Source organism: Campylobacter sp. B0100352/1 (genome assembly GCF_020135855.1).
GTDB classification, from domain to species: Bacteria; Campylobacterota; Campylobacteria; order Campylobacterales; family Campylobacteraceae; genus Campylobacter_D; species Campylobacter_D taeniopygiae.
Genome location: NZ_JACHTP010000030.1, coordinates 1 through 11,443 on the forward strand (window position 1 = coordinate 1; position 11,443 = coordinate 11,443).

An 11,443-nucleotide genomic window follows, 5' to 3' on the forward strand; every position below is an offset into this window, starting at 1 on the left:
GTGAAATTTTCACTTTTTATTTCTAATGTTATTTAATTTTATATCCTCTAAAGGCAAAGAAAAAGATATAAATATAACATATTAAAGGAATTATGTAAGAAAACAACAAGCTAACATTATCAGCTACTAAACTTTGCACCTGTGGAATAATAGCCCCGCCAACAATAGCCATACTGATAAATCCAGAAGCTCGACTTGTAAATTTGCCTAAATTTTTTGTTGCCAAAGAAAAAATTGATGGAAACATAATAGAATTAAAAAGCCCTATAGCCAATAAACTCACCATAGCAATTTTCCCGCCAAATGAAATAGCTAATAAAACTAAACAAATATTAATAATAGCATTAAATGTTAGACATTTATTTGGAGCAATTTTAGTCATAATAAAACTTCCAACAAATCTTCCTATCATAGCTCCACCCCAGTAAAATGCTACATACTCTGCACCGATTTTTTCTTCTATTCCTACATATTTATTCATAGTTGAAATTAAAAATGAACCTATGGTAACTTCAGCTCCAACATAGAAAAATATAGCTATTGCGCCTAAAACAAAATGAGGATATTGAAAAATACTTGTTTTTCCATCATGATTTTCATCACTGATTTTTTCAGCCGTTGCTCTCACATCTGGAAGTTTTAAAAGATACATCACAACCGCTAAAAGAATTAAAGCTCCTGCAATTGCTAAATAAGGCATTTGTACTGATTGAGCTTCTTCCATTTTGTTTGCATATTTTGTAGCATCTGAAAGTATAAAAGCTGCACCAAAAAGTGGCCCTAATGTCGTTCCTAAAGAATTAAAAGCTTGAACTAAAGTTAAAGCCGTAGATTCTTTACCAGGTGCAAGTAAAGTTACAAATGGATTTCCAGCAGTTTGCAGTAAAACAATTCCACTTGCTGAAATAAAAAGAGCACTTAAAAATATAGGATAAGAGGCTGTTGAAGCCGCAGGATAAAACAAAATACAACCAACAGCAGTTAAGACAAGTCCTAAAACAACTCCTATAGGATAACCTACTTTTTCTAAAAGTTTTCCAAAAAATCCACCTGTTATAAAATAGGCACTAAAAAAACAAGCCTGCACTAAAGTCGCTTCAAAATAATTGAGCTCAAAAATATCTTTTAAGTGCGGAACTAAAATATCTTTCAAAACCGTGATAAAACCTATCACAAAAAATAAAGCCATTAAGGCAATTAATGCAAAATTATTAGATTTAGCTTGCATGTTTTTCCTTCTAAATTGAATTAAAATTTTTATAAATTTGTATTAGATGTTTTGTAGAACTATCATGTTCTTGGATTTTTCCACCTTGAAGCTCTGATAAAATGGTTTTAACAAGTTCTTTACCAAGTTCAACTCCCCACTGATCAAAACTATTAATACCCCAAATCACACCTTGAACAAAAATTTTATGCTCATATAAAGCAACCAAAGAACCTATGCTTTTAGGATTGATTTCATTGAGTAAAATAATATTACTAGGTCTATTACCTGAAAAAACTCTATGAGGCGCAAGTTTATGAATTTGCTCTTCGCTAAATCCCTTACTAGACATTTCTTTTTGAACTTCTTCAAGAGTTTTTCCTTTCATAAAAGCTTCAGCTTGTGCAAAAACATTACTGAGTAAAATTTCATGATGCCCTGGTAAGCTTCCTTTTTTACTTAAGGATGCGATCAAATCAATAGGACTTAAATGCGTTCCTTGATGTAAAAGTTGAAAAAAAGCATGTTGAGCATTAATACCTGTATCACCCCAAATAATAGGACCTGTATCATAATCAACTTTTTTACCATCTTTTCTAACCTGCTTACCATTGCTTTCCATATCTAATTGTTGTATAAATTTAGGAAGGTATTTTAATACAGAATCATAAGGAGCTATAATATGACTACCCGCATCAAAGAAATTGATATACCAAACCCCAATTAAACCTAGAATAACAGGCATATTTTTCTCAAATGGTTCATTATAAAAATGCTCATCCATCAAATATGCCCCTTCTAATAAAGAAGAGAAATTTTCCTTACCCAAATAAATCATAATAGCCAAGCCTATAGCAGACCAAAGACTATAACGTCCGCCGACCCAATTCCAAAATTCAAACATATTATTTGAATCAATACCGAATTCTTTTACCGCTTCTTTATTGGTTGAAACAGCCACAAAATGTTTTGCTATGTGCTTTTCATCTAAGGCATGATTTAAAAACCATTTTCTAGCTGTAAATGCATTAGTTAAAGTTTCTTGAGTTGAAAAGGTTTTAGAAGCTACTATAAATAAAGTTGTTTCGGGATGAACTTGATCTAAAACACCTTGCAATTGCGCTCCATCAACATTGGAAACAAAATGCATGTGTAATCTTGGATGTCCAAAATTTTTTAAAGCTTCACAAACCATCAAAGCTCCCAAATCAGATCCACCTATACCTATATTTACAACATCTGTAATCACTTGATTTGTATAACCAAGCCAAGCACCAGAACGCAAAGAATCTGAAAAATTTTGCATCTTTGTTAAAACTTCTCTAACATTAGGCATGATATCCATATCATCAATCATAATAGGATGATTACCTTTATTTCTTAAAGCAGTATGCAAAACCGCTCTATTTTCAGTTGTATTGATCTTTTCACCTTTAAACATAGCCACCATTTTTTCTTTTAAAGAACATTCATTAGCTAAGTTAAACAATAATTTTAAAGTTTCATTATTAATGCGATTTTTTGAATAATCAAGCTTTAAATCACCAGTCTCAAGAAAGTATCTTGTTCCCCTATTTTGATCTTCTTTAAATAGATCTCTCATGTGCACATCTTTTATATTTAAAAAGTGATTGTGCAACTCCTTATAAGAATTTAAATGTGTTAAAGATTTCATTTTTCACCTTTCACTTCTTTTAAGATATAATCTTTTAAATGATTTTCTAAAGCGACTGCTGCACCACTAATGCCTGGATATTTTGCTAAAACTACATAAACAGGAATAGCAGCCAAATAAGCATCAAACCTTCCTTTATTTTCAAAACGTATTCTAAAAGGCGATGTTTTAAAATAATCAATAAATCTAGGAATAATCCCCCCACAAAGATAAACTCCACCCCTAGCTCCCAAAGTTAAAGCTAAATTTGAAGAAACTGTACCCAACATAGCACAAAATATATCTAAAGTCAATCGACACAAAGGAGATTTTCCGCTTAAAGCTTGTTCACTGATAAGCTCTGGAGTCATTTTAGAATGCTTTATGCCCTCCCTACTAGCTAAAGCTTCATATATAAGTACTAAACCCGCTCCACTTAAAAAACGCTCAGCCGATACATGGCCATACTTTTTCTTTGCATACTGCCAAATCATTATTTCCGTATCATCAAAAGGTGCAAAGCTAACATGCCCGCCTTCCCCAGCTAAAGCTGTATATCCGCATTCATTACAAGGAATTAACCCACTTACTCCAAGTCCAGTTCCAGGACCTAAAACAGCTTTTGGCGCATATACTTCACAAGAAGTTCCACCTACTTGCATCAACTCAGAAAGTGGCATTTTGGTTATAGCATAAGCTTGAGCTGTGAAATCATTGATAAGTATCAAAGACTCTAAATTTAAAGCTTGTCTTGTAGTTTCAATTGAAAAAGCCCAATGGTGGTTTGTCATTTGAACCCAATCGCCCAAAACAGGATTGGCAATAGCAAAAGCACCAAATCGAACTACTGGATTACCAACTTTACTTAAATAAGTTTTCGCTGCATCAACAACAGTGTTATAATCATGACAAGCTAAAACTTCAACATTATCGATTTTACCCGGCATAGTTTCTAATGCAAATCGAGCATTAGTGCCACCAATATCAGCTAAAAGCCTTGGATATGATTTTTTATTTTGAGAAGTAGACATCGCACATCACCTTTTCTGAATGAAGTATATAAGATATAGGAAATTTAGGATTTAAACCTTTAGCAGCTTCATTAAAAACAAGTTGTTTTTCTTTTGTAGCTATAGATAAAAACAATTTATTGCATTTCTCCAATGCTGATAAAGACATAGAAAGTCTTTTATATGGAGCATTTTTTGGGGTTGTTAAAACAATGCTTTTTTGAGTCGTTAAAGCAAAATCAAATTCATCTGCTTCAGGAAATAAAGAGGCTGTATGACCATCTCCACCCATACCCAAAATAGCAATATCAGGCTGATTGTAAATTTTATTTGCATTTTCAACTAAATCCTCTAAAGAAAGTTTGCAATCTTCAAAAAAAGGACTAAAATGCGCTTTTTGGGCTAAATTCTTTAAAAAATGCATTTTGATCAGCCTCGCATTACTATCTTCATGATTAAGATCAACTATTCTCTCATCAACTAAGGAAACATTACATTTATCCCAAGCACAATCTTTTTTGCTTAACATTTCTAAAAATAAAACCGGAGACTTTCCTCCAGAAAAAGCTAAATTTACATTTTGTTTAGCTGATAAAATTTGCTCAATAGATAAAGTAACAGCCTCAACTAAAGCCTTATTACAAGACTCTAAATCTGAAAATTCATGCATTTTAAATGCCATTTTTTCCTCCAATTTTACTGCTTTACAAATTTGCTTAAATAAAGTGTAACAGAGTTTTGCTTATATTCATCAAAATAAACAAAAATTACTGAAAAATTTAAGCAAATTTGTTTCTAAATTACTCAAATTTGCTTTTAATAAATTAGACATTGTGCCATTCATGCTGATCTTTTTGAATCAAATCAAATGATTCTTTAGGTCCCCAACTTCCCGCAAAATAAGAATATAAAGGTGTTTTATTATTTTTCCAATTTTCTAAAATAGGATCTACCCATGCCCAAGCAGCCTCTAATTCTTCTTTATGATTAAAAGAAGCTTGATTGCCTTCTATAACATCTAAGATCAATCTTTCATATGGTTGCATGACTGAAGCACTGTTTAAATTTAAAATCAAATTATTTTCCTCATAATCCATTGTTTTACCAATTTTTTTTACTTTTAAATTTAAAGAAATTTGATTTTCTGGCTGCAAACGTATTATAAGTTTATTAGGATGGGTATTTTGATCTTGCTGATCTTTAAAACAAATAACAATTTGAGCAAAAGAATTAGCCATCCTTTTACCTGTTCTAATGTAAAATGGAACATTTTTCCAATTTTCATCCAAAAGCTCCGCTTTTATAGCAACAAAAGTTTCTGTTTGGCTATTTTCTTTAACATTATCTTCATCTAAATAAGCTTTAAATTCTCCTGATTGATTGTATTGAGCTCTAATGACATTTGATTTTATATCTTCATCGCTTAAAGGTTTTAAACTCTTTAAAAGTTGCAATTTCGCACTTCTTATAGAATCAGCATCAAGGGTATTTGGAATTTTCATAGCCACTAAAGAAAGAATTTGCAAAATATGATTTTGAATCATATCTCTTAAAGCTCCTGTGCTATCATAAAATTCTCCTCGACTTTCTACACCTAAGGTTTCAAAAACACTGATCTCGACATAATCAATATAATCTTTTTTCCATAAAGAAGTAAAAATAGGATTAAATCTTCTTAAAATCAAAAGATTTTGTATGCTTTCTTTTCCTAGATAATGATCAATTCTATAAATTTGTTTTTCATTATAGTATTGTGCTATTTCATTATTTATAGCTTGACAAGATTTTAAATCCATTCCCAAAGGTTTTTCTAAAATAATTTTAACCCTATCATCATTTAAACCAACTGATGCTAAATTTTTACACGCTTTAATAAAAAACTCTGGAGAAATTGAAAAATAAATAACTATATTTTTACTTTCACTACTTATTTTTTCTTTCAAAAGTTCAAAATCTTTTGTTTCATTTAAATTTATACTTAAATAATCAATATTGTGTGTAAATTCTTCCCATTTTTTATCATCACAATTTTTTACATGTATTTTTGACTTATGATTCATCTTATCCTTGAATTCATCAACATTTAGCATACTTCTACCCGTTGCAATCATTTTTCCAACATGAGGCAAAAATCCATCTACATAAGCTTGATAAAGAGAAGGGAAAATCTTTCTCATCGCCAAATCTCCGGTCGCTCCAAATAAAATAAAATCAAAACTTTGCATTTTTTCTCCTTTTATAAAATTAAATTAATACCAAAACTTTATTTTAATTACTAAAAGTATATTTTAGAATTTTTATCTAAAATTATGGCATAATTAAACATAAAAAATGCTACAATAAAAAAAATAAATTTTAAATAAAGGATAAACATGGCATTAAATAAAATTAAACAAATCACTCAAAAAGTGAAAGAACGTAGCGAAAAGACACGCGAGGAATATTTAGAACGTATTCAAGCACACAAAGGCAAAATTCAAAGAAAAGATCTTGGATGTGCGAATCTAGCTCATGCTTATGCTAGCATACCAGAACATATTAAAGAAAGAATTAAAGAAAACAAAGATTCGAATTTTGCCATAGTTTCAGCTTATAATGATATGCTCTCAGCGCACCAGCCCTTTAAAAATTATCCTGATATCATAAAGCAAGAACTTTTTAAAAATCATGCATTTGGACAGTTTGCTGGCGGAACTCCTGCTATGTGCGATGGGATCACTCAAGGTTACGATGGAATGGAGCTTAGTTTATTCTCAAGAGATGTTATAGCCATGAGTGTAGCCGTAGCACTTTCTCATAATGTTTTTGATGGAGCTTTTTACTTAGGAGTTTGTGATAAAATAGTTCCAGGGCTTTTGATTGGAGCTTTAAGCTTTGGTCATTTACCAAGTATTTTTGTCCCTTCTGGCCCTATGACGAGCGGAATTTCCAATGATGAAAAATCAAAAACCAGACAACTTTTTGCTGAAGGTAAAATTTCACGCGATAAACTCTTAGAAAGCGAAATGAAATCTTATCATGATATAGGAACTTGTACTTTTTACGGAACAGCTAATTCAAATCAAATGATGATGGAATTTATGGGACTACATTTACCAAATTCTGCTTTTATAAATCCAAACACATCTTTAAGAGAAGCTTTAGTTAGAGAAGCTGCAAACCATATGACTCAAAATAAAATTTTACCTATAGGAGAATTACTTGATGAAAGAAATATCATCAATGCTATGATAGGACTTATGGCCACAGGCGGTTCTACAAATCATACTATTCATTTAGTTGCTATAGCTCGTGCAGCAGGTATAATCATCAATTGGGATGATTTTGACGCTATTTCAAGCATTACTCCACTTTTAGCGAGAGTATATCCTAATGGAAAAGCTGATGTTAATCAATTTGAAGCTGCTGGAGGCTTAGCTTTTGTTATCAATGAACTCTTAAAAGAAGGTTTATTGCATGATGATGCCAATACAGTAATGGGGCAAGGAATGCAAGCTTATACCAAAAATCCTTTCTTGATTGATGGAAAAATCGTCTATAAAGATGGTGTAAAAACAAGCAAAGAAGAAAATATCCTAAGAAATATAGAAAATCCATTCTCTCAAAATGGTGGTGTTAAAATTTTAAAAGGAAATATAGGAAGAGCTGTTATTAAAATTTCAGCTGTTAAAGAAGAACATCAAGTTATCAAAGCTCCTGCCATGGTATTTCACTCTCAACAAGAATTTTTAAATAAATTTCAAAATAAAGAATTGCAAAAGGATTTTATAGCGGTCTTACCTTATCAAGGGCCAAGATCTAATGGTATGCCAGAACTTCATAAACTCACTCCACCTTTAGGAATTTTACAAGATCAAGGTTTTAAAGTCGCACTTGTTACTGATGGAAGAATGTCGGGAGCTTCTGGTAAAGTTCCAGCAGCAATCCATATGAGTCCTGAAGCTTTACTTGATGGAGATATTGCTAAAATTAAAGACGGAGATATGTTATTACTTGATGCAAAAAATGGCATACTTGAAATTCTTATTGATGAAAAAGAATGGAAAGAAAGAAAAATACCTAAATTAGAAAAGAAAGAAATTTTTGGTTGCGGAAGAGAACTTTTCGCTGGATTTAGAACTCAAACCTCAAGTGCTGAAACAGGCGCAATGAGTTTTGGTGGATATTTTAAATAAGGAGATACAATGCAAACAAAAGAAATCTTAGAAGTAAGTAAAATCGTTCCAGTTATAACAATTTATGATTTAAAAACAAGTGTGAATTTGGCAAAAGCTTTGATTGATGGAGGGATTAAAATTTTAGAAATCACTTTACGCACTCAAGAAGCTATTGAAGCCATAAAACTTATATCAAAAGAAATTCCAGAAGCTGTTGTAGGCGCTGGAACAGTATTAAACGCTAAAATGCTAGAAGAAGTAAAAAATGCAGGAGCTAAATTTGCTATAAGCCCAGGATTAAATACCATACTTGCTAAAGAAGCAAAAAATGTTGATTTGCCTTTGATTCCAGGTATTGCAACCGCTGGAGAATTAATGCTTGCTCTTGAGTTTGGATTTAAAAATTTAAAATTTTTCCCTGCTCAAGCTGCTGGAGGCGTTAATATGTTAAAATCTTTTTCTGCTCCATTTCAAGAAGTGAAATTTTGCCCTACTGGCGGTATTAGTCTTGATAATATGAATGATTATTTAAAATTGGATAACGTTCTTTGCGTTGGAGGATCTTGGCTAACTCCTAAAGAATTGATCTTGGATAAAAAATGGGATCAAATCACTCAGATTGCTAAACAAAGTTTAGGACAAATTTTATAAATGGATTTCAAATGCAAAAATTAAATCAAAATCTTAAAAAAATATACAAAGAAGAGTCTTTAGCCCAGCAAGAACAAAGATATTTAAAAGCTTTAGAAACTTTTAAAAAACTTTATCCTAAGCATAGTAATTTTAGCTTTTACTCTTCTCCAGGTAGAACAGAAATAGGAGGAAACCATACCGATCATCAACATGGTATGGTTTTAGCAGCTGCTGTAAATTTAGATATTATTGCAGTGGTTGCTCCTAACAATAGTGATAGCATTTGCATTAATTCCGAGGGGTTCAATTTAAAAGAAATTAAATTAAATGATCTCTCATTTAATCCAAATGAAATTGGAAGTTCAGAAGCTTTGATAAAAGGAATTTGTTCTAAATTTAAAGACTTAAACTATAATATAAAAGGTTTTGATGCCTATATCACTTCAGATGTTTTAAAAGGTTCAGGTCTTTCTTCTTCGGCTGCTTTTGAAAATCTGATTGGCACAATTTTAAATTATGAATTTAACAATGCTGATATTTCAGCAACTCAAATAGCACTGATAAGCCAATACGCAGAAAATGTCTATTTTGGAAAAGCATGTGGCCTAATGGATCAAATGGCTAGTGCTATAGGAGGATTTTCTTTTATGGATTTTAAGGAACCTCAAAAACCTATTGTTGAAAAGATAAATTTTGATTTTTCAGATTGCAATTATCTTTTATGTATTGTCAATACCAAAGGAGATCATGTAGATTTAACTTCGGATTACACCGCAATCACTGAAGAAATGCAACTTGTTGCAAAGGCTTTTGGTAAAAAAGTTTTAAGAGAAGTAGATGAAAAAGATTTTTTTGATAATATCGCTTCATTAAGAAAACAAATTCATGATAGAGCTATTTTACGTGCTATACATTTTTTTAAAGATAATCAAAACGCATTTAAAGAAGCTCAGGCTCTAAAAAACAATGATTTTGAAACTTTTAAAAATCTTATTAAAGATTCAGGAAACTCATCGTTTAAGTTTTTACAAAACATTTTTTCTTTATCTAAACCTTTAGAGCAAAATTTAGCTTTAGCTTTAGCTTTGAGTGAAAAAATTTTAAAAGATGAAGGCGTAAGTAGAGTTCATGGCGGAGGTTTTGCGGGAACCATTCAAGCTTATGTTCCTCTTAAACTTGTTCAAGAATATGAAGAAAGTATGAAAAAGATTTTTGGTCAAGATTCTTGCCATATGTTAAATATAAGAAATATAGGTGCGACAAAATTATGATTTACGCTCTTATTGATCAATTGATTTTATATGCTTTAGAAAAAAAACTCATCAAACAAGAAGATAAAATTTTTCACATAAATGGTTTAATTGATCTTTTTAAATTACAAGAATACAAGCAAGGAAAAAAAATTTCCAAAATGACACTTAATGAAATTTTAAATGCTTTGCTAGATTATGCTTGTAAAAATCAACTTTGCGAAAATGATAATGTAGCGAGATCTTTATTTGGTGTTAAAATCATAGGACTTTTAACACCAAAACCTAGTGAATTAATTTCTCAATTTAAGCAATATTATCAAAAAAATCCAAAAGCGGCTAGCGATTTTTTTTATCAATTCAATCAAGATTGCAATTATATCAATAACGATCAAATTAAAAAAGATATAAAATGGAAAACTCAAAGCAGTTACGGAAAGCTAGAGATTACAATAAATCTTTCAAAGCCAGAAAAAGATCCAAAAGCTATTGCTAAAGCCAAAGAAAATAAAAACACTTATTATCCGCAATGTCTTTTATGTAAGGAAAATGAATATTATGCAGGAAATTATCACCATCCTGCTAGACAAAATTTAAGAATTTTACCCATAAAACTTGCCGATGAAAATTGGTTTTTTCAATACTCACCTTATGTTTATTACAAAGAACATTGTATCATCCTTAATCAAAAACACACTCCAATGAAAATCTGTAAAAAAACTTTTGAAAGATTATTTGATTTTTTAAAAATATTTCCTCATTATTTTATAGGATCAAATGCCGATTTACCTATAGTTGGAGGCTCTATTTTAAGTCATGATCATTTTCAAGGAGGCAGTCATACCTTTGCTCTTAATAATGCAAAAATAGAAAAAAAATACAAAATTAAAAATTTTGAAAATATAGATTTTGGTATTGTTAAATGGCCATTATCTGTTATAAGAATTTCAAGTAAAGACAATAAAAAATTAATAGAATTTGCGGATTTCATCCTAAAAAAATGGAAAAATTATAATGATAAAAACGTCAATATCCTAGCAAAAACTCAAAATACACATCACAATACTATAACGCCTATTGCAAGAATGAAAAATTCTAAATTTGAACTTGATCTAGTTTTAAGAAACAATAGAACAGATGAAAAATATCCATTTGGCATTTTTCATCCACATGAACATCTGCACAATATAAAAAAAGAAAATATAGGACTTATAGAAGTTATGGGACTTGCTATTTTACCTCCTAGACTTAAAGAAGAATTGGAACTTTTAAGTGATTATATCCTTAATAATAAAAATATAAATACTAACGAAAAGATTAAAAAACATACACAATGGGTTGAAAATTTCCTACCTAAATATAAAGACATTAATGATAAAAACATAGAAAAAATTTTACAAAAAGAAATATCTAAAACATTTCTAGAGGTATTAAAAAATTGCGGAGTGTTTAAACGTAATAAAAAAGGAATGCAAGCTTTTGAAAAATTTGTAAATACTTTAAATAAATGAAAAAATTTAATATTATTATTT

The 11,443-nt window shown here is 30.5% G+C and carries 9 protein-coding genes; 4 read left to right on the forward strand and 5 right to left on the reverse strand.

Translation table 11 applies throughout. The features are described from left to right. Positions 1-28: 28 nt before the first annotated feature. The 5 genes from H2279_RS07820 to zwf all read right to left on the reverse strand — a co-directional run bounded on the left by H2279_RS07820 (position 29) and on the right by zwf (position 6,096). Positions 29-1,228 (reverse strand): sugar MFS transporter, encoded by a 1,200-nt coding sequence (locus H2279_RS07820; protein WP_137624517.1) that lies wholly within the window; start codon positions 1,226-1,228, stop codon positions 29-31. Between the two features lie 10 nt (positions 1,229-1,238). Further along, on the reverse strand, positions 1,239-2,882 hold the full coding sequence (gene pgi / locus H2279_RS07825) for a glucose-6-phosphate isomerase (protein ID WP_137624516.1): 1,644 nt from the start codon (positions 2,880-2,882) through the stop codon (positions 1,239-1,241). Continuing rightward, the gene (locus H2279_RS07830; RefSeq protein ID WP_137624515.1) at positions 2,879-3,892 is read right to left on the reverse strand and encodes a glucokinase; all 1,014 of its coding nucleotides are present in this window, start codon (positions 3,890-3,892) and stop codon (positions 2,879-2,881) included. The genes pgi and H2279_RS07830 overlap by 4 nt, the downstream gene beginning before the upstream one ends. Continuing rightward, positions 3,873-4,553 (reverse strand): 6-phosphogluconolactonase, encoded by a 681-nt coding sequence (pgl, locus tag H2279_RS07835; protein ID WP_337196183.1) that lies wholly within the window; start codon positions 4,551-4,553, stop codon positions 3,873-3,875. Before pgl ends, H2279_RS07830 begins: the two co-directional genes overlap by 20 nt. A 142-nt stretch (positions 4,554-4,695) precedes the next feature. Further along, the gene (gene zwf, locus H2279_RS07840) at positions 4,696-6,096 is read right to left on the reverse strand and encodes a glucose-6-phosphate dehydrogenase (RefSeq protein ID WP_137624513.1); all 1,401 of its coding nucleotides are present in this window, start codon (positions 6,094-6,096) and stop codon (positions 4,696-4,698) included. Between the two features lie 147 nt (positions 6,097-6,243). Here zwf and edd point away from each other — a divergent pair, with 147 nt between their 5' ends. From edd to H2279_RS07860, 4 genes are read left to right on the forward strand one after another with little or no spacing between them, the layout of a single operon-like run. Further along, complete coding sequence (gene edd, locus H2279_RS07845) at positions 6,244-8,046, forward strand: phosphogluconate dehydratase (RefSeq protein WP_337196184.1); 1,803 nt, start codon at positions 6,244-6,246, stop codon at positions 8,044-8,046. Positions 8,047-8,055: 9 nt separating this feature from the next. After that, entirely contained in the window at positions 8,056-8,679 is a 624-nt protein-coding gene (locus tag H2279_RS07850; RefSeq protein WP_337196185.1) for a bifunctional 4-hydroxy-2-oxoglutarate aldolase/2-dehydro-3-deoxy-phosphogluconate aldolase, read from the forward strand. Between the two features lie 11 nt (positions 8,680-8,690). Continuing rightward, on the forward strand, positions 8,691-9,932 hold the full coding sequence (locus tag H2279_RS07855; RefSeq protein ID WP_337196186.1) for a galactokinase: 1,242 nt from the start codon (positions 8,691-8,693) through the stop codon (positions 9,930-9,932). Next, entirely contained in the window at positions 9,929-11,422 is a 1,494-nt protein-coding gene (locus tag H2279_RS07860; RefSeq protein ID WP_337196187.1) for a UDP-glucose--hexose-1-phosphate uridylyltransferase, read from the forward strand. Before H2279_RS07855 ends, H2279_RS07860 begins: the two co-directional genes overlap by 4 nt. The last annotated feature ends 21 nt before the right edge of the window (positions 11,423-11,443 follow it).

Excerpts from the sequence above, each read along its gene's own strand:
- H2279_RS07820 (WP_137624517.1), bottom strand. The coding sequence starts at position 1,228 with ATGCAAGCTAAATCTAATAATTTTGCATTAATTGCCTTAATGGCTTTA.
- pgi (WP_137624516.1), bottom strand. The coding sequence starts at position 2,882 with ATGAAATCTTTAACACATTTAAATTCTTATAAGGAGTTGCACAATCAC.
- H2279_RS07830 (WP_137624515.1), bottom strand. The coding sequence starts at position 3,892 with ATGTCTACTTCTCAAAATAAAAAATCATATCCAAGGCTTTTAGCTGAT.
- pgl (WP_337196183.1), bottom strand. The coding sequence starts at position 4,553 with ATGGCATTTAAAATGCATGAATTTTCAGATTTAGAGTCTTGTAATAAG.
- zwf (WP_137624513.1), bottom strand. The coding sequence starts at position 6,096 with ATGCAAAGTTTTGATTTTATTTTATTTGGAGCGACCGGAGATTTGGCG.
- edd (WP_337196184.1), top strand. The coding sequence starts at position 6,244 with ATGGCATTAAATAAAATTAAACAAATCACTCAAAAAGTGAAAGAACGT.
- H2279_RS07850 (WP_337196185.1), top strand. The coding sequence starts at position 8,056 with ATGCAAACAAAAGAAATCTTAGAAGTAAGTAAAATCGTTCCAGTTATA.
- H2279_RS07855 (WP_337196186.1), top strand. The coding sequence starts at position 8,691 with ATGCAAAAATTAAATCAAAATCTTAAAAAAATATACAAAGAAGAGTCT.
- H2279_RS07860 (WP_337196187.1), top strand. The coding sequence starts at position 9,929 with ATGATTTACGCTCTTATTGATCAATTGATTTTATATGCTTTAGAAAAA.